This window comes from Streptomyces panaciradicis (assembly GCF_023516615.1).
GTDB lineage: Bacteria > Actinomycetota > Actinomycetes > Streptomycetales > Streptomycetaceae > Streptomyces > Streptomyces panaciradicis.
This window is the reverse complement of record NZ_JAMGBF010000034.1, coordinates 70794-88520: the sequence shown is the minus strand read 5'-3', so window position 1 is coordinate 88520 and position 17727 is coordinate 70794. Positions and strand designations below refer to the sequence as shown.

The following is a 17727-nucleotide window of genomic DNA, read 5'->3' as shown; positions in this document are numbered from 1 at the left end:
TCACCTGTACGGGACCCTGCGCGACGCCAGGCCCTCAGTCCGACGGCTCACGCCGGCGCGAAGCGCACCTTCGCATCCCCCGGGTCCGCCTGGGTGAGGCGGACGCGGAGGCGTTCGCCCAGGGGCAGGTGCTCGCCGTCGATGCGGCCGATCACCGCCGGGGACTCCAGCTGGACCGTGCCGACGGTCGGTTGGCGGTCGTCCACGTCGACCACGCAGCCCTCGAACACCTCCCCCACCCGCCCCGCCAGCAGCGCCGCCTCCACGATGTCGACGCACTCCCGCTCGACCGTTCCGGCGCGGCGGGTGCCGTCGGCCATTTCGTGGGGCAGCGTGTCGAGGGCGGCGAGGACCCAGGCGGGCGGGGGGTCGCCGGACACCGCCGCCAGGCAGATCTCCGACGCGTAGCGGTCGGCCAGGCGGCGTAGAGGGGCCGTGCAGTGGGTGTAGGGGGCTGCGACCGCGGCGTGGGTGGTGATGGCGGGGAGGACGCCGTCGCGGAAGACGGTGTAGCCGGCGCCACGCAGCAGGGTCGTGCACTCCTGGAGGAAGGCGGCGTGGCGCGGGTCGTGCGGGTCGAGGGAGCGGATGAGTTGCGCGTAGGACACGTGGTGCGGCCAGTCGATGTGCAGCGCGTGCGCGGTGCGGCGCAGGCGGCCGACCGCTCCGTCGGGGGCGGCGGGGAGGGTGCGGAGGATGCCCGTGCCCGCCGTCAGCATCAGGTCGGCCGCCGCCATGCCGGTCAGGAGGGAGAGCTGCGCGTTCCAGCCGTCGGCGGGGAGCGGGGCGCGGTAGGAGAGCTCGTAGGTGTGGTCGCGCTCGACGATCTCCTGCTCGGGCACGTTCAGCGAGATCCCGCCGCGCTCCACCTCCAGGCGCTCCCGCAGCTCGCCGATCTCCTTCAGCAACGCCAGTGGTTCCTCGGCTGTCTTCTCGTCGATCTGTTTCTGTGCGGCGGCGTAGTCCAGCTTGGCTCGGCTGCGGACAACCGCGCGGCGGACGTCGACGGCGTGGGTGCGGCCGTCCGCGTCGAGGTCGATCGTCCAGAGGGCGGCGGGTCGGGTCACGTTCGGCAGCAGGCTGGCCGCGGCCTCGCTCAGCACCTCGGGGTGGAGCGGGATCTTCTCGTCCGGGAAGTAGAGGGTCGTCACCCGCCGGTGCGTCTCCGCGTCCAGTGCTCCGCCGGGTACGACGAAGGCGGCGACGTCGGCGATGGCGTACCGGACGCGGTAGCCGGTGCCGTGCCGGGAGAGGTGCATCGCCTGGTCGAGGTCGGTGGAGGCGGGCGGGTCGATGGTGAAGAGGGGGATGTCCGTGGCGTCCAGGGCCGGGAGCGTCGGGGCGTTCGCGGCGTGTTCCGCCTCGGCCAGGGCCTCGGGCGGGTAGCGCTCGGGGAGGGCGAGTTCGGCGCGCAGGGCGGTGAGGGCGGCCCGGAGAGGGGCTTCGGGGGCACCGGTCACGCGGATGTGGCGGCGGGGCATACAGGGAGGGTAAGGAAATCCGGCGCCGTACGCTGTGCGGGAGCTCAACCGTAAGGAGATCTTCCGTGCTTGTCCTGCTGCCGCCCTCCGAAGGCAAGGCGTCCTCCGGCCGTGGCGCCCCGCTGAAGCTGGAGTCGCTGTCCCTGCCGGGGCTGACGGAGGCCCGTGCGGCCGTGCTCGGGGAGCTCGTGGAGCTGTGCGCCGGGGACGAGGACAAGGCGCGCGAGGTGCTCGGGCTGAGCGAGGGGCTGCGGGGCGAGGTCGCGAAGAACGCCGGGCTGCCGAGCGCCGGGGCCCGGCCCGCCGGGGAGATCTACACGGGCGTGCTGTACGACGCCCTCGGCCTCGCCTCCCTCGACGCCGCCGCGAAGAAGCGGGCCGCCCGGTCGCTGCTCGTCTTCTCCGGGCTCTGGGGCGCCGTGCGGGTGACCGACCGGATTCCCTCCTACCGGTGCTCGATGGGCGTGAAGCTGCCCGGTCTCGGCGCGCTCGGCGGGCACTGGCGCACCCCCATGGCGGCCGCGCTGCCCGAGGCCGCCGGTGACGGGCTCGTCCTCGATCTGCGGTCCTCCGCCTACGCGGCCGCGTGGAAGCCGAAGGGCGAGGTCGCGGGCCGGACGGCGAGCGTGCGGGTGCTGCACGCGCCGACCCGGAAGGTGGTCAGCCACTTCAACAAGGCGACGAAGGGGCGGATCGTACGGAGCCTGCTGACGGCCGGGGCCGCGCCGAAGGACCCGGCCGGGCTGGTCGAGGCGCTGCGGGACCTCGGGTACGTGGTGGAGGTCGAGCCCCCGAAGGGCGCCGGGAAGCCGTGGATGCTCGACGTGCTGGTGGACAAGGTGCACTGAGCCGACCGAACACGGCCATTGCAGCATGCGCAACGCCCTTTGCGCAGGATGCACCGCGCGGGCACGATGTCGGCATGCTCTCGTCGTTGCTCGATCTCGCCCCCGTCGTCCCCGTCGTCGTCATCGAGGACGCGGCGGACGCCGTACCGCTCGCGCGGGCGCTCGTCGCGGGCGGGCTGCCCGCCGTCGAGGTGACGTTGCGGACGCCGGTCGCGCCGGACGCGATCCGGGCGATCGCCGCCGAGGTGCCGGACGCGGTGGTCGGGGCGGGGACCGTGATCACGCCGGAGCAGGTGAGGGAGTCGGTGGCGGCCGGGGCGCGGTTCCTGGTGAGCCCGGGCTGGACGGACGTACTGCTGGAGGCGATGCGGGCGTCCGGGGTGCCGTTCCTGCCGGGGGTGTCGACCACGTCGGAGGTCGTGGCGCTGCTGGAACGCGGGGTGCGGGAGATGAAGTTCTTCCCGGCGCGGGCGGCGGGCGGTACGGCGTATCTGCGGTCGCTGGCCGGGCCGTTGCCGCAGGCCCGGTTCTGTCCGACCGGGGGGATCGGGCCGGACGACGCCCCCGACTATCTGGCGCTGCCCAACGTCGGCTGTGTCGGCGGCAGTTGGATGCTCCCCGCGGACGCCGTCGCGGCCCGCGACTGGGGGCGGATCGAGGCGCTGGCCCGCGAGGCGGCGGGGCTGCAGAGGGGAGCGTGACGCGCGCGGGCCTCAGCGCAGGTGGGACGTGTCGTTGAAGAGCCGTACGCTCGCGTTGCCGTCCGCGTAGTACGCCACCGCCGACAGGGACGCGGCCGACAGTTCCATGCGGAACAGGGCCTCCGGCGGGGCGCCCAGGGCGAGTTGGATGAACGTCTTGATGGGCGTGACGTGCGAGACGAGCAGGACGGTGCGGCCCGCGTAGGCCGCGACCAGCTTGTCGCGGGCGGCGGCGATACGGGTCGCCGTCGCCGCGAAGCTCTCGCCGCCGCCGGGGGGCGCGACCGTGGGGTCGGCCAGCCACCGGGTCAGGTCGTCCGGGTAGCGCTCGCGGACCTCGCCGAAGGTCAGGCCCTCCCAGGCACCGAAGTCCGTCTCCCTGATCTCGTCCTCGACGCTCACCTCCAGGCCGAGGTGGCGGGCGACGATGGCGGCGGTCTCGCGGGTACGGGCGAGGGGGGACGCGACGATCGCCTGGACCGTCCCGCGGCGGGCCAGCGCGGCGCCGACCCGTTCGGCCTGCTCCCGCCCGACCTCGGACAGCGCGGGGTTCGTGCCGCCGCTCCCCGAGAACCGCTTCTGCGGGGTCAGCGGGGTCTCACCGTGCCGCAGCAGTACGAAGGTCGCCGGGGCGCCCATGTCGGCGGGAGCCCAGCCGGGGCTCGCGACGGCGGTCGCGGCACGGGCGTCGGCGGCGGCCTTCCCGGCATCGTCGGCGACAGCGGCTCCGCCGCCCAGGCTCTCCGCCGCACTGTCCAGCTCGGCCGTCGACTCCGCCGCCGACCACTGCTCCCCCCGGCCACCGGCATCCATCGCCTCATTGGCCAGCCGGTCCGCGTGCTTGTTCCGCTCCCTCGGGATCCACTCGTACGTCACCCGCTCCGCGGGGAACACCCGAGCCGCCTCCATCGCCAGCGGCTTGAGGTCCGGGTGCTTGATCTTCCAGCGTCCCGACATCTGCTCGACGACGAGCTTGGAGTCCATGCGGACGTGCACGGTCGCGGAGGGGTCCAGGCCGTGCGCCGCTCGCAGGCCCGCCAGCAGCCCCCGGTACTCGGCGACGTTGTTCGTGGCGACGCCGATGTACTCGGCCGCCTCCGCCAGCGTCTCCCCCGTCGCCGCGTCCAGCACGACCGAACCGTAGCCCGCGGGGCCCGGGTTGCCCCGCGACCCGCCGTCGGCCTCGACGATGAACTCCCGCACGGAGCCGCCTCCTAGAGGCCGGACTCGGCCGTGCGCACCAGGATGCGGCGGCAGTTCTCGCAGCGCACCACCGTGTCGGGGGCCGCGGCGCGGACGTCGTTGAAGTCGGTGATGGACAGCTCCTGGCGGCAGCCCTGGCAGGTGCGCTGGTACAGCTTGGCCGCGCCGATGCCGCCCTGCTGCTCGCGCAGCTTGTCGTAGAGCTTGAGCAGGTCCGCGGGGATGGTGCCGGCGATGACCTCGCGCTCCTTGGTGACCGTGGCGACCTGGCCGTCGATCTCCTCCAGGGCGGCGTCCCGGCGCGCGGTGGCGTCGTCGATCTTCGACTGCACGGAGGAGACGCGGTCGGTCAGCTCGCGCACCCGCTCCTGCACGGACTCGATGCGCTCCATGACCTCCAGGACGACGTCCTCGAGGTCGCCCTGGCGCTTGGCGAGGGAGGCGATCTCGCGCTGGAGGTTCTCCAGGTCCTTGGGGGAGGTGACCGCGCCGGAGTCCAGGCGCTGCTGGTCGCGGGCGGCGCGCTGGCGCACCTGGTCCACGTCCTGCTCGGCCTTGGTCTGCTCGCGGGCGGTGTCGCTCTCCTCGGTCTGCGCGGCGACCAGGAGGTCGCGCAGCTGCGTGTGGTCCTTGGTGAGCGACTCGATCTCGGCGTGCTCGGGCAGCGACCTCCGCTTGTGCGCGAGCTGCTGCAGGCGTACGTCGAGGTCCTGGACGTCGAGGAGGCGGATCTGGTCGGCGGGCGCGGCGTTCAGTTGGGGGCTCCAGGTGAAGGGGAGTGGCTGGTCCAGGGGTCGGTGACCGTCTTGGAGACGTGGACGCGCAGGTCCCATCCGTGGCGGTCGGAGATTTCGTCGAGCTGGGTGGCGGCCAGCTCGCACCAGGGCCACTCGGTGGCCCAGTGCGCCGCGTCGAGCAGCGCGAGGGGGCTTTGGAGGACGGCCTCGGAGGCCGGGTGGTGGCGCAGGTCGGCGGTGAGGAAGGCGTCGACGCCGGCCGCGCGGACCTGGTCGAAGAGGCTGTCGCCGGAGCCGCCGCTGACGGCGACGGTGCGGATCGTGGCGTCGGGGTCGCCGGCCACGCGAATGCCCTGCGCGGTGGCGGGCAGGCGTGCGGCGGCCCGGGCGGCGAGTTCGCGCAGCGGCAGCGGGTGGTCGAGTTCGCAGACGCGGCCGAGGCCGCGGCGGCCGTGCGGGTCGCTCGGGTCCGGCACGAGCGGTCGTACGACGCGCAGGTCGAGGGCGCCGGCGAGCGCGTCGGAGACGCCCGGGTCGGCGGTGTCGGCGTTGGTGTGGGCGACGTGCAGCGCGATGTCGTTCTTGATGAGGGTGTGCACGACGCGGCCCTTGAAATGGCTCGCGGCCACCGTCGTCGTACCGCGGAGGTAGAGCGGGTGGTGGGTGACGATCAGGCCGGCGCCGAGCTCGACCGCCTCGTCGACGATCTCCTGGACCGGGTCGACGGCGAACAGGACCCGGGTGACCTCCTGCTCGGGGTCGCCCACGACGGTGCCGACCGCGTCCCAGGACTCGGCCCGCTCGGCGGGCCACAGGTTCTCCAGCGCGGCGATGACTTCAGACAGACGGGGCACGGACAGAAGGCTACCTGCCTGATCCGTGCCGCTGAACCGATGTCCGCGGCCGGGCGCGCACCGGTCCCGGCGGGCCCGTCCCTCGTCGGCCACCTTCAGCACACGGGCCGGCCTTCCCTCAGGCGAATCGTTCCTCTACCACCCTTATGTGTGAAGCAGGAGCCTCGTGGTTCCCCGTGTGTGCGTGCGAAAACTAGCGTCATGACCGGAGGTGACCAGACCATGACGGCCTGTGCGATCGAGCCCGAGGCTGCCCCCGGTGACGGTGCTCCGGAGGTGGGCTGCACCATCACCGCGGACGGCGCCTACGCCGCCCGCCTCACCCTGGACGGCGACTGCTGGTTCCCGGAGCGCTGGACGCTGGACGGCCCCGAGCCGTACGCGGTGCCGCTGCCCGGCAACCAGCCGGAGGAGCCCGGCACGGAGGTGCAGCCCATGGGCGACGGGCGGGTGCTGATCCGCCGGCCCACGGACGGGCGGCACGTCTTCTCCCTGCTGTACCCGACCGGCCCCGGCACCGGCGAGGTGCTGCTCGGCGCGGTCGAGTGCCCGGACGAGGACGCCCCGCTGCGGCTGCTGCCCCCGGCGCCGGGCGGCGAGAGGGCGTACGCGCTCGCGGTGGGCCGGCGGTCCAGCACGCTGTGGCTGGTGGCGGGCGGGGCCTTCGGGCCGGAGCGGCTGGCGGAGATCCCCGGGCGTTGCTCGGGCGGGGTGTGGCTGGACCACGCGGGCCGGATGCTGGCGCTGGACCGGGAGGTCGGCGGGCGGACGAAGACGGTCGTGGTGGACCTGGGGCGGGGCGGCGAGGTGTCGCCGTTCCTGCAGATCACCGAGGGCAGCGACGACCGGCTGCTGCTGGCGGACCCGGACAGCGGGCTGCTCCTGATCCGCTCGGACGCGCCGTCGCCGGGCGAGGACCGGCTGGGCTGGGGGGTGCTGGGCAGCACGCTTCCGGTGCGGTTCCCGGAGTGCCTGCGGGTGCCGGACTGCTCGGTGACGCCGTTCGCGATCCAGCCGGGTCTGGTGCTGATGCCGGAGAGCTGTGCGGTGGCGCTCCGCGTGCAGGGGCCGATGGGCGGCTGGCTGGGACTGTGGCGGCCGGACGGGCGGCAGGTGCACCATCTCCCGGCGCCGGCCGGTTGGTTGACCGGGGCGGGGCTGTGGACGAGGGACGGGGTGCTGCAACTGCCGTACGCGACGGCCGAGATGCCGTGCGGACTGGCACGGGTGGCGGCGCCCTCGGCGCCCTCGGGGGGCGCGGGGGACGCGGCGGACCCGGGGGACGCAGGAGGGACGGGCCCGGCGGGTCCGACGGAGGGCGGTGCGGCCGTGCGGGCGCTGCGGGGGGCAGCCTCCTCGGCGGCGGACGAACAGTCGCAGGCGGGCCTCGCGGCGGCGGACGAACGGTCACAGGTGGGCCTCGCAGCTGCGGACGGACCGTCGCTGCCCGGCCTCCCGGCGACGGGAGAACCGTCCGAACCGGAGCCTCCGGAACCGGTCGTGGCCCGTCCGGTGCCGTTGCGGGAGGCCCCCTTGGGACGTCTTGTAACGAACTAGTGCCGATGGGCGTGGCCGCCTGGATTCGGGTGCTGGGGTGCTGGTTAAACTCGCCGGGCTGTTCGAAAGATCATGTTGACGGGGTGAATCCTTCCGATGAGCGACACCAGCACCATGCAGCCGCTGTCCGCCGAGACCCAGGGGGACGCCGGTCACGGTCGTCACCGGGGTCCGAACTCGGTCCAGGACGGTGACTCGGCCCCTCGTGGCCGGCACCGCAAGCCGGCCGAGGACACCGAGGCAGCTGCCTGAGGGTACGCAGGGAAGGGCCCGCACACCGGCCGGTGTGCGGGCCCTTCCGCGTGTCCACCCTCGCCCGACGTCCGCCCTGCGTCGGCTCTACGTCCGCTTGAGGCCGAGCACCTCCGCCGCCGCGAACGTCTCCCCCTCGGGCCGCTCGGCGTAGTGCGCGGTGAGGACGGCGTCCAGCTCGTCGTAGGTGAAGGTGTCCTGCTTGCTGTCGAACTTGGCCCGCACACGCGGCCGGTCCACGACCGCGACCATGCCGCCGTGCACGACGAACAGCTGGCCGTTGGCGCGGGCGGCGGCGGGTGAGGCGAGGTAGCCCACGAGGGGGGCGACATGTTCGGGGGCGAGCGGGTCGAGGCCGTCGGCGGGCTGCTCGAAGCCGGCGAAGACGTCCTCGGTCATCCGGGTGCGGGCGCGCGGGCAGATGGCGTTGGCCGTGACCCCGTACTTGGCGAGGGCGAGGGCCGTGGAGGTGGTCAGGCCGACGATCCCGCCCTTCGCCGCCGCGTAGTTGGGCTGGCCCGCGGAGCCCGCGAGGAACGCCTCCGAGGAGGTGTTCACGATCCGGCCGTAGACCGGGCCGCCCGCCGCCTTGGAGCGCTCGCGCCAGTGGGCGGCGGCGAAGTGGGTCGTGTTGAAGTGGCCCTTGAGATGGACCCGGATCACCGAGTCCCACTCGCCCTCGGTCATGGAGAAGACCATGCGGTCGCGCAGGATGCCCGCGTTGTTGACCAGGATGTCCAGCTTGCCGAACTCCTCGATCGCCAACTCGACCAGTTCGCGGGCTTGTTGGAAGTCGGCCACGTCGCCGGTGTGGGCGGCGGCCCGTCCGCCGGACGCGCGGATCTCGGCCGCGACCTCCTCGGCGGGGCCCGCGGAGGACTCCCCCGAGCCGTCCCGGCCGGGCTGGCCGAAGTCGTTGACGACGACGGCCGCGCCGAGCCGGGCCAGTTCGAGCGCCTCGGCGCGGCCCAGGCCCCGGCCCGCGCCGGTGACGACGGCCGACAGTCCTTCCAGTGGCTGTGACATCGGCAGTGACATCCGCGGCGCCCCTCAGATCTCGATGCAGGTGCGCAGGGCGGTGCCGGTGCGCATCTGGTCCAGCGCCTCGTTGATCTCGGACAGCTGCACCCGGTGCGTGATCAGGCCCTCCAGGTCGATGCGGCCCGCCCGCCACAGGGCGATGGTGCGCTCGTAGGAGCGCAGGACGTCGCCGCCGCCGTACATCGACGGCAGGATGCGCTTCTCGTCGAAGAACAGCTCGAACATGTTGAGCTGGAGGAAGTCGTCCATGGCGCCCGCGCCGACCACGACGAGGGTGCCGCCGCGCCGGGTGTTGTCGTACGCCGTCCGGGCGGTGGCGGACCTGCCGACGACCTCGAAGACGTAGTCGAAGCCCTCCCCGGCGGTCACCTGCTGCTTGGCGTCGGCCAGTTCGTCCGGGGAGACGGCCTTGGTGGCGCCGAACCGGAGGGCGGACTCGCGGCGCGAGGCCACCGGGTCGACGGCGACGATCTCCGCCGCGCCCTTCAGCCGCGCGCCCTGGATCGCCGAGATGCCGACGCCGCCGCAGCCGATGACGGCGACCGACGAACCGGCCTCCACGTCGGCGGTGTTGAGGGCGGCCCCGAGCCCGGTGGTCACCCCGCAGCCGATCAGCGCCGCGATGTCGAAGGGCACGTCGTCCGGGATCGGCACCGCGCAGCCGGCGTCGACCACGACCTCCTCGGTGAAGGTCCCGGTACCGGCGAAGCCGAACACATCGCCCCCGGCACGGCGGAAGTTGGGGGTTCCGGCGTTCATGAAACCGGCCAGGCACAGCTCGGTCTGGCCGCGCTTGCAGGCGGGGCAGGCGCCGCAGGCCGGCAGCCAGCACACGACCACCCGGTCGCCCGCCTTCAAGTGGCTCACCCCGTCGCCGACTTCGAGGATCTCCCCGGCCCCCTCGTGTCCGGGCACGAACGGCGCGGGCTGCGGCAGCACCCCGCTCATCGCGGACAGGTCCGAGTGGCACAGCCCGGTCGCCCGGACCCGGATGCGCACCTTGCCGGGCCCGAATCCCACGGCCTCGACGTCGTCGAGGACCTCCAGCTTGTCCTGGCCGATCTCCTGCAGTACGGCTGCGCGCATGGTGCGGCTCCCCTCAACTGCTGTCTGTGTCAACCGTGTTCGATGTTCGTGTCGGCGAGGACCGGCGCGTCGTCCCGCTCCACCGCGCTGACGGCGACCGTGGTGGACTCCGGCGTGTGCCACATGCGCATCCGCAGGGTCTCCCCCGGATACACGACGCCCGCGAACCGGGTGGAGTACGACCGCACCCGGCTCACGTCCCCGCCGAGCAGCGTGTCGACGACCGCCTTGAGCGTCATGCCGTAGGTGCACAGCCCGTGCAGGATGGGCCGGTCGAAGCCGGCGAGCTTGGCGAACTCGGGGTCGGCGTGCAGCGGGTTGTAGTCGCCCGAGAGGCGGTAGAGCAGCGCCTGGTCCTCGCGGACGTGCCGTTCGACGATCCGGTCCGGCTCTCCGACGGGGGGTTCGCGGCGGGTGGAGGGGCCGCGGTCGCCGCCCCAGCCGCCCTCCCCGCGGACGAAGATCTGGGCGTCGTTCGTCCACAGCGGGCCGTCGGCGTCGGCGACCTCCGTGCGCATGACCAGGACGGCCGCCTTGCCCTTGTCGTACACGGCGGCGATGCGGCCGGTGGCGGTGGCGGCGCCGCGGACGGGCAGGGGGCGGTGGATGGTCAGCGACTGGCCGCCGTGCAGGACCTTGGCGAGGTCGACGTCCACGCCCGGCATGGACAGACCGCTGATCACGCCGGGGGAACCGGCGCCCGCCACGGTGGCGAAGCTCGGCAGGACGTGCAGCCGGGACTCCAGGGTGTAGCGCAGCTCGTCGGGGTCGGTGGCCGGGATGCCCGCGCCGATGCCGAGGTGGTAGAGCTGGACGTCCTTGGGGACCCAGGTGATCTCGCCGGACCGGGGTTCGGCGGCGAGGGCCTTCGCTGCGTCGATGGGCATACGGCTCCTGGTGGATCGAGTGGCTCAAGACCTCGGCGCGGCCGTCCGCACCGTCGGCCGCGACCGAGGTCGTCACGGGGCCGATCTAGAACGCGTTCCAGTCCGGCGCCCTCTGTATAGCCCAGGGCTCGTCACTTGTGAAGGCTCCTGACGCTGTGTCAGGTCTGTGTGGGGGACGCCGGGCCGGCCGTGACATTTGTCCTGCCCAGGTCCGTACAAGCGCATCTGCCGGGCGGGGGTACCGGCTTCGTAGCGTCGTAGCCATGACACAGACGGAACGCGCCGCCGTGTCCTTCACGGGGGCGGTCAAGAAATTCGGTGCCGTGCGCGCCGTGGACGGCGTCGATCTGACCATCGCGCCCGGCGAGACGGTCGCCCTCCTCGGGCGCAACGGCGCCGGCAAGTCGACGACGATCTCCCTGCTGCTCGGCCTGAACGAGCCCGACGAGGGCAGCGTCGAGCTGTTCGGGGAGCCTCCGAGCGCGGCCGTGCGCGCCGGGCGGGTCGGCGCCATGCTGCAGGAGGGCCGCGCGGTGCCCCGCGTCACCGTGCGCGAGCTGGTCGCCTTCGTCGCCGGGCGCTATCCGGCGCCGATGCCGGTCGAGCGGGCGCTGCGGCTGGCCGGGATCACGGAGCTGGCCGGACGCCGCGTGGACCGGCTGTCCGGCGGCCAGACCCAGCGGGTCCGCTTCGCCGTCGCCCTCGCCGGGAACCCCGCGCTGATCGTGCTGGACGAGCCGACGGCCGCCCTGGACGTGGAGGCGCGGCACGCCTTCTGGGCGTCGATGCGGTCCTACGCGCGCCTCGGCCACACGGTGCTGTTCTCCACCCACCACCTCCAGGAGGCGGACGCCTACGCCGACCGCATCCTCGTCATCGACGGCGGCCGGATCGTCGCCGACGGCACGAGCGAGGAGCTGAAGCGGTCGGTGGGCGGCGGCCTGGTCGCCTTCGACCTCGCGGGCGGCGGCACCGGGGGGCTGGAACGGCTGCCCGGCGTACGGTCCGTGGAGGTGCGCGGCGACCGGGCGCGACTGCGGACCGACGACCCCGACGCCACGGTGGTCGCTCTCGCGGAGCTGGGGGCGATACGGGGGCTGGAGGTGGCGCCGGCGTCCCTGGACGACGCGTTTCTCGCCCTGACCGCTGCCGAGGGCTCCAGGCCCCCCTTCGGCCCTGAACGGGCCTCGTCCTCAAACTCCCCCAGACGGGCTGGATTGCAGTGGCCGGCGTTCAACAGCGCCGACATCGAGGAGGCCTCCTGATGCTGGACTACCTGCGGCTCGAAGTGCGCCGTACCCTCCGTGACGTCGGGTTCGTCATCGGTGGGGTCGCGATGCCCGTGCTGATGTATCTGCTGTTCACCAACCTCGGCGCGGACGACGGGGGTTACAAGACGGCCGCGATGGTCGGGATGGCGGGCTACGGGGCCGTCGGGTCCGCGCTCAACACCGGCGGCGGGGTCGCCGAGGACCGGGCGATCGGCTGGCTGCGGCAGCTGCGGGTGACGCCGATGACACCGCGGCAGGTCGTCATGGGCCGGGCGCTGACCGGCTCGGTGACCGTGCTGCCGGCGATTCTCGCGGTGCTGGCGGCGGGCGGTCTGCTCAACGGGGTGCGGCTGGCGCTCTGGCAGTGGGCGGCGATCGCACTGCTGCTGTGGCTGGGCTCGATCCCCTTCACGCTGCTGGGCCTGGGCAACGGCTACCGGCTGACCGGGCAGACCACCGGCGTGGCGAACATGGCCTGCAACCTGGGCCTGGCCGTCCTCGGCGGCCTGTGGTTCCCCGTCACCCTCTTCCCGGACTGGCTGCGCGCCCTGTCGGCCTACACGCCCACCTACCGGTTCGCCCAGCTGGGCACGTCGGTCGCGGACGGGCACGCTCCGGCGCTCGGCGCGGTCGGTGTCCTGGGGGCTTGGCTGCTGGCGTTCGGTTCGTACGCTGTGCTGTCGTACCGGCGGTCCGGACGGACCGCCTGAACGGGGGACGAGGATCATGAAGTGGACGCGTGGGGTCGCCTGTCAGCTGCGGCAGTGGCGGGCGGCCCGGGAGCGGTGGCGGGCGGACATGCGGGCCTTCAAGACCGCGCAGAAGGAGGCGCGCCGCACGGGCGCCGAGGTGCCCGAGCATCCGGGGCCGCCGCCGACCGCCTTCTCCCTGCTGCCGTGGCTGCTGATGGGGCTGGGCGCGTTCTCCAACCTCTTCCAGGGCAAGACCCCCAACCCGTGGATCGGCGGTCTGGGGCTGCTCACCTTCAACTCCCTGTACATCTTCGTGGCGACGCGGGCCTTCGTGAAGGAGAAGCGGCAGGCCGTCTCCACGCGGGTGGCGCTGGCCGTGATGGCCGCGATCACCTGCGCACTGGCCGGTGCGTACGGCGACAACTGGCTGCTGTTCTTCCCGCTGCTCGGGCTGGCCACGGGCGCGGCCCTGCGGGGCGAGCACCTGCGCTGGTCCGGCACCGGGGTCGCCCTCCTCGCGGGGGTGGTCTCCACCGCGCGCGACGGCTGGAACGGCCTGAACATCGCCTACGCCACCTTCATCTCGACCATGGTGACGGCGGCGATCCTCTCCCTGTCCGAGGCCGTACGGGAACTGCGCGCCGCCCGCGAGCAGCTCGCCCACCAGGCCGTGGAGAAGGAGCGGCTGCGCTTCTCCCGCGACCTGCACGACCTGCTCGGTCACACCATGTCGGTGATCGTGGTGAAGTCGGAGGCCGCCCGGCGGCTGGCCCCGCGGGACCTGGACGCGGCCCTGGCCCAGATCACCGACATCGAGTCCGTGGGCCGCCAGGCCCTCACCGAGATCCGCGAGGCCGTCACCGGCTACCGCGAGGGCAGCCTCGGCACCGAACTGGACCGTGCGCGTTCGGTGTTGACGGCGGCCGACGTCGAACCGGTGGTGCGGCGCTCGGGCACGCCCCTCGCGCCGCAGACCGAGGTCCTGCTGGGCTGGGTGGTGCGGGAGGCCGTGACCAATGTGCTGCGGCACGCGGGCGCGACCCGCTGCGAGATCACCGTGGACAGCGCCTCCGAGCAGGTCCGTCTGACGGTCGCCGACAACGGCGGCGGCGAACCGGCCCTCCCGTCCTCCCCGGGTCTCGGCGGGACGGGCCTGAAGGGGCTGACCGAGCGCCTCGCGGCGGCGGGCGGCTCCCTGCGGGCCGGCCCGTCACCGCGAGGCGGCTTCACGGTCACCGCCGAGCTCCCCCTGGAGCCCGGCGACGCACCGGCCCCCGTGGCGGCTACGGCGCCCAGGGCGCGCTGACCACCCAGCTCACGTCGTCCGTCCAGGACGTGGCACTGTCCCAGGTGTTGGAGCCTCCGTCACTCGCTATGTAGACGTTGTAGTCGTAGTGGCGGAGGAACTTCGCCGGGTAGTTGTACGACGCGAACGACGTGCCGGTGCCGCTCTTGCCGGTCGTCGGGCAGAACGTGGCGTCCTGTCTGAACTGGGTGGTGCCGGTCATCGGCTGCCGCAGCAGCTGGTAGTTGTAGTGGCGCAGGAAGTCGCCGGGGTAGTTGCGCGACTCGAAGGAGACGCAGGAGGCGTCGGCGAGGCCGCGGCGGACGATCCAGGTGGCGTCGCTCTTGTCCAGGGCCGAACTGCTCGACGTGATCGCGGAGATGACGGCCGAGTTGTTCTGGTGGCGGATGTAGTCGCTGGTGCAGCAGGACGTGGTCGCCTTCAGGGAGATCTCCGAGCCGGGGGTGAGCGTGCCGGTGGCGCCGGTGGCGCCGCCGTAGCCGACGGAGACGATGTTGGCCTGGACGGAGTTGTCGGCGGCGTCCGTCGGGATGCCGGAGGTCATGACGCCCTCGAAGAAGGAGCCGATGGAGCCGTTGCTGTTGTCGCCGCCGGTGCCGAGGACGATGGCGCCCTCCTGGTGCATCGGCGAGTAGCCGCTCGCGTTGGTGGGCTCACTGCCGGAATAGGTGGTGGTCAGGCTGCCGGATTGGGCGTTGCCCCATTTCAGTGCGAAATGGTTCTGGCCGTTGTTCTTCAGCAGCGCGGTCACGAACGGCAGCGCGCCGGTGCCGGTGTTGGAGGAGTTCGTGCTGTAGCCGAGGTCGGACTGGAACAGCCCGTTCTCCAGGTCCGCCTGTACCCAGGGGCCCTGGCCGTAGCAGGGCGAGAACCAGCATTCGGTGCCGAAGTTGATGGCGTCCATGTGGCCGTTGCCGGTGTCCTTGTTGTTCGTCTCGGCGTTGCCGTAGTCGAAGCAGCAGCTGCCGTTGACGTGGGTGCCGGAGGTGACCATGTACATCCCCTCCGCGCCGCCGTTGACGGCGACGCCCGAGGTGGAGTTGTCCCGGTAGCCCATGCCGGCGGAGATCTCCAGGCCGTAGACCTGGTGGCCGCCGACGGTCACCGGGAGGGCGTCCGCGGGCGCGCCGACGTCGGCCGCCCCGGCGCCTCCCGCACCCTCGACGGTCAGGTCGTTGTGGCGCGAGGACTGGTCGTAGATCTTGGTGATGATGCAGGTGGTGCCGGTGCAGAAGGAGTCCTGTGCCGCGGCGTCGGCGTACCCGCCGGCGGCCAGCAGCCCGATGTCCTTGGTGGCGCCGTCGGAGGCCCGCTGCACCTGGTAGAGGGAGCCGTTGTACGAGGAGTACAGCGCCCTGGCCAGGCTGTGCGCGGCGACGCAGGGGGTGCCCGCGGCGGCGTAGATGTCGCAGGGCAGTGAACCGGCCGCCTGGGCCTGCGGGATGCCGACGGCGAGCGCGAGCACCGTGACGAGCGCCGAGAGCGCTGCCAGGGCCGTGGTTCTGAGTCTGGGGAACGCGCGGGAGAGCACGGTGGACCTCCTTGAACGTCCGATATTCCGAACAGCGTTCGAAGTGTATTCCGGATGCCATTCCGGGATTTCTCTCGCCGATCGAAATGCCGAACAATTACGGGTGGGAGTGCGGTGTGGGAGTACGGGCACAGGAATTGCAAAGGCGAACTCCCAATGCAGAGGCGATTGTTGGGCCGGCGCCAGATGCCGTCAAGCCTTCCGGAACGGAACCATGCCGAGTCTTTAAGGGGTGCGGCCTGCCGCCCGCGCCCTACTCTTGGCCCGTGGACGAGATGCCCCGGGAACACCGGCCGACCAGGAACGTGCGGGTTCTGCTCGCCGAGGACCAGGGGATGATGCGCGGCGCGCTCGCCCTGCTGCTGAACCTGGAGGCCGACCTGGAGGTCGTCGCCCAGGTCTCCGCCGGTGACGCGATCGTGGACGCCGTGCTGACGCACCGCCCCGACGTGGCCCTGCTGGACATCGAACTGCCCGGCATGAGCGGCCTGGACGCGGCCGCCGAACTGCGCGAGCAGGCGCCGGACTGCCGGGTGCTGATCCTCACCACCTTCGGACGGCCCGGCTATCTGCGCCGCGCCATGGAGGCCGGAGCCGCCGGCTTCCTGGTGAAGGACGGCCCGGTGGAGGAACTGGCCGCCGCGATCCGCCGGGTGCTGACCGGCGAGACCGTGGTCGACCCGGCGCTGGCCGCCGCCGCGCTCAGCGCCGGACCCAACCCCCTCACCGCCCGCGAGTGCGACGTGCTCAAGGCGTCCGTGGACGGCGCGACGGTCGCCGACATCGCCGCCAAGCTGCACCTGTCGGAGTCGACCGTCCGCAACTACCTCTCCTCGGCCATCGGCAAGACCGGCACCCGCAACCGCATGGAGGCGATGCGGGAAGCCCGGCAGCAGGGGTGGCTCTGAAGGTGGTCACTGGTCCAGCCCCGTCACCCGCGCGTCCTTGTAAGCCGTGCCCTTGGGCGCGACACACACGAACCAGCGGTCCGGGGAGCCCTCGGCCGACCGGATGCCCTGCTTCAGCGTGCCGTCGGTCTCGGGGCCCGAAACCCGGTGCAGGACCGTGCTGGTGCCGTCCTTCCAGTCGCAGGTCACCTCCAGGGCGGCCTTCGCGATCCGGCCGATCACCAGGCGAAGGGATTTCGCCTGCGGCGACAGGCCCAGCCCGCCCGATTCCATGTCCGTACTCACGTTGGCGTCCCCCTCGGGCACCGAGTTCTCGATGACCACCGACGTGTCGCCCTCATAGCCGCGCTGCACGAAGAACGTGCTCTTGCCCACCAGGTCGGCGGCCGTCCGCACGGACGCCGGCCACTCGCCCCTGTACTCGCCCATCGCCGTCAACTGGGCCTCCGCCTGCGCCTTGTCGCGGGGCGCGTCCCACACGTCGACGTACACCTCCCAGTCCTTGCCGTCCTCCGTGCCGCTCGCCAGATCCGTGCGGTGCGGCTGGTACCGGGGGGTGTCCGGCGTCGCCGACGGCCGGGGCGCCGACGGCTCCACCCGTCCGCCTCCGCCCGGCAGCCCCGCCAGCGCCACGGTCCCCGTCGTCCCGACGATCGCCAGCGCCGCCGCCGCGGCCACCGCCCACCTGCGCGCCCTGCGCCGCCGCCCGCCCCGGACGACCGCCTGGGTGGGGGCTATACCGACCTCGACCCCGTCCGCCGCGTCGGCCAGCAGGAGGGCGATGTCCCTGTGCGTCATGTCCTGGTCCGCTTCCCGGTCCGCGCTCATCCCTTACCGCCCCCGCTCGTCACCGTCTCCGCCAGCCCCGGTATGGCGCGCAGTTTCGCGATCCCCTTGGCCGCGTTGCTCTTCACCGCGCCGACGGAGCAGCCCATGGCCTGCGCCACCTGGGTCTCCGTCAGGTCCTCCCAGTACCGGAGGACCACCGCCTCCCGCTGCCGCGGCGGCAGCTGCGCCAGCGCCTTCAGCAGGACTCCGCGGTCGTCGGCCTGCGCGATACGGTCACCGGTGTCGGCGACCTCGCGGACCAGGCCGGAGTCGTCCTTCGGCGCCAGGAACTCCCGCAGCTTTTTGCGGTGCCTGCGCGCGTGCGCGTTGATCATCACGCGCCGTACATACGCCTCCGGGTCGTCCGCCGAACCGACCCTGCGCCAGGCCACGTAGACCTGTTCGAGGGTCGCCTGGGCGAGGTCCTCGGCGGCGTGTCGCTCCCCCGTGAGGAGAAATGCCGTCCGCACCAGCCGCGGCCAGCGGCCGGTGACAAAGCTCTGGAACTCCTCGTCCCGAGCCTCCTTGCGATCCCCCATGGGCA

The 17727-nt window shown here is 72.8% G+C and carries 18 protein-coding genes; 8 read left to right on the top strand and 10 right to left on the bottom strand.

Annotated elements, in window-relative coordinates:
* Positions 1-47: 47 nt before the first annotated feature.
* Positions 48-1481 (bottom strand): RNB domain-containing ribonuclease, encoded by a 1434-nt coding sequence (locus M8J74_RS14285; protein ID WP_249836746.1) that lies wholly within the window; start codon positions 1479-1481, stop codon positions 48-50.
* Between the two features lie 65 nt (positions 1482-1546).
* Between M8J74_RS14285 and yaaA the strand changes: the two genes are divergently transcribed.
* Both yaaA and M8J74_RS14275 read left to right on the top strand, forming a co-directional pair.
* Positions 1547-2329 (top strand): peroxide stress protein YaaA, encoded by a 783-nt coding sequence (yaaA, locus tag M8J74_RS14280; RefSeq protein WP_249836745.1) that lies wholly within the window; start codon positions 1547-1549, stop codon positions 2327-2329.
* A gap of 74 nt (positions 2330-2403) precedes the next feature.
* Complete coding sequence (locus M8J74_RS14275; protein WP_249836744.1) at positions 2404-3030, top strand: bifunctional 4-hydroxy-2-oxoglutarate aldolase/2-dehydro-3-deoxy-phosphogluconate aldolase; 627 nt, start codon at positions 2404-2406, stop codon at positions 3028-3030.
* A gap of 12 nt (positions 3031-3042) precedes the next feature.
* Here the strand turns inward: M8J74_RS14275 and M8J74_RS14270 are convergent, their stop codons facing one another.
* The 3 genes from M8J74_RS14270 to M8J74_RS14260 are packed head-to-tail and all read right to left on the bottom strand — an operon-like array spanning position 3043 to position 5824.
* A complete protein-coding gene (locus tag M8J74_RS14270) occupies positions 3043-4233 on the bottom strand; it encodes a bifunctional RNase H/acid phosphatase (RefSeq protein ID WP_249836743.1) in 1191 nt (396 codons plus the stop codon).
* An 11-nt stretch (positions 4234-4244) separates the two neighbouring features.
* Positions 4245-4988 carry a zinc ribbon domain-containing protein gene (locus M8J74_RS14265; protein ID WP_249836784.1) on the bottom strand — a complete coding sequence of 248 codons (744 nt, stop codon included), beginning with the start codon at positions 4986-4988 and terminating at the stop codon, positions 4245-4247.
* Positions 4985-5824: a Nif3-like dinuclear metal center hexameric protein gene (locus M8J74_RS14260; RefSeq protein WP_249836742.1), complete on the bottom strand. Its 840-nt coding sequence runs from the start codon at positions 5822-5824 to the stop codon at positions 4985-4987. Before M8J74_RS14260 ends, M8J74_RS14265 begins: the two co-directional genes overlap by 4 nt.
* A gap of 222 nt (positions 5825-6046) precedes the next feature.
* On the opposite strand from M8J74_RS14260, the gene M8J74_RS14255 reads away from it, so the two are divergent.
* Together M8J74_RS14255 and M8J74_RS14250 are read left to right on the top strand one after the other, a co-directional pair.
* On the top strand, positions 6047-7381 hold the full coding sequence (locus M8J74_RS14255; protein ID WP_249836783.1) for a TrbL/VirB6 family protein: 1335 nt from the start codon (positions 6047-6049) through the stop codon (positions 7379-7381).
* 96 nt (positions 7382-7477) lie between these two features.
* Positions 7478-7633, top strand: coding sequence for a hypothetical protein (locus M8J74_RS14250; RefSeq protein ID WP_249836741.1), 156 nt, complete (start codon positions 7478-7480; stop codon positions 7631-7633).
* An 87-nt stretch (positions 7634-7720) separates the two neighbouring features.
* Here M8J74_RS14250 and M8J74_RS14245 read toward each other — a convergent pair whose 3' ends face one another.
* The 3 genes from M8J74_RS14245 to chsH3 are packed head-to-tail and all read right to left on the bottom strand — an operon-like array spanning position 7721 to position 10647.
* Positions 7721-8659, bottom strand: a complete 939-nt coding sequence (locus M8J74_RS14245; protein ID WP_249836740.1) for a 3-oxoacyl-ACP reductase — start codon at positions 8657-8659, stop codon at positions 7721-7723.
* Between the two features lie 24 nt (positions 8660-8683).
* Complete coding sequence (locus tag M8J74_RS14240) at positions 8684-9760, bottom strand: Zn-dependent alcohol dehydrogenase (protein WP_249836739.1); 1077 nt, start codon at positions 9758-9760, stop codon at positions 8684-8686.
* A gap of 29 nt (positions 9761-9789) precedes the next feature.
* Positions 9790-10647, bottom strand: coding sequence for an enoyl-CoA hydratase ChsH3 (chsH3, locus tag M8J74_RS14235; RefSeq protein ID WP_249836738.1), 858 nt, complete (start codon positions 10645-10647; stop codon positions 9790-9792).
* A gap of 263 nt (positions 10648-10910) precedes the next feature.
* Between chsH3 and M8J74_RS14230 the strand changes: the two genes are divergently transcribed.
* From M8J74_RS14230 to M8J74_RS14220, 3 genes are read left to right on the top strand one after another with little or no spacing between them, the layout of a single operon-like run.
* Positions 10911-11912 (top strand): ABC transporter ATP-binding protein, encoded by a 1002-nt coding sequence (locus tag M8J74_RS14230; RefSeq protein ID WP_249836737.1) that lies wholly within the window; start codon positions 10911-10913, stop codon positions 11910-11912.
* Positions 11912-12628, top strand: coding sequence for an ABC transporter permease (locus M8J74_RS14225; RefSeq protein WP_249836736.1), 717 nt, complete (start codon positions 11912-11914; stop codon positions 12626-12628). The genes M8J74_RS14230 and M8J74_RS14225 overlap by 1 nt, the downstream gene beginning before the upstream one ends.
* Before the next feature lie 16 nt (positions 12629-12644).
* Positions 12645-13916, top strand: a complete 1272-nt coding sequence (locus tag M8J74_RS14220; protein ID WP_249836735.1) for a sensor histidine kinase — start codon at positions 12645-12647, stop codon at positions 13914-13916.
* On the opposite strand, the gene M8J74_RS14215 is transcribed toward M8J74_RS14220, so the two are convergent.
* A complete protein-coding gene (locus M8J74_RS14215; protein ID WP_249836734.1) occupies positions 13894-15447 on the bottom strand; it encodes an alpha-L-arabinofuranosidase B in 1554 nt (517 codons plus the stop codon). The genes M8J74_RS14220 and M8J74_RS14215 overlap by 23 nt on opposite strands.
* Before the next feature lie 275 nt (positions 15448-15722).
* Here M8J74_RS14215 and M8J74_RS14210 point away from each other — a divergent pair, with 275 nt between their 5' ends.
* A complete protein-coding gene (locus M8J74_RS14210) occupies positions 15723-16355 on the top strand; it encodes a response regulator transcription factor (protein WP_249836782.1) in 633 nt (210 codons plus the stop codon).
* 6 nt (positions 16356-16361) lie between these two features.
* Here M8J74_RS14210 and M8J74_RS14205 read toward each other — a convergent pair whose 3' ends face one another.
* Positions 16362-17153, bottom strand: coding sequence for a hypothetical protein (locus tag M8J74_RS14205; RefSeq protein ID WP_249836733.1), 792 nt, complete (start codon positions 17151-17153; stop codon positions 16362-16364).
* A gap of 26 nt (positions 17154-17179) precedes the next feature.
* Positions 17180-17722, bottom strand: coding sequence for a SigE family RNA polymerase sigma factor (locus M8J74_RS14200; RefSeq protein WP_249836732.1), 543 nt, complete (start codon positions 17720-17722; stop codon positions 17180-17182).
* Between the last annotated feature and the right edge of the window lie 5 nt (positions 17723-17727).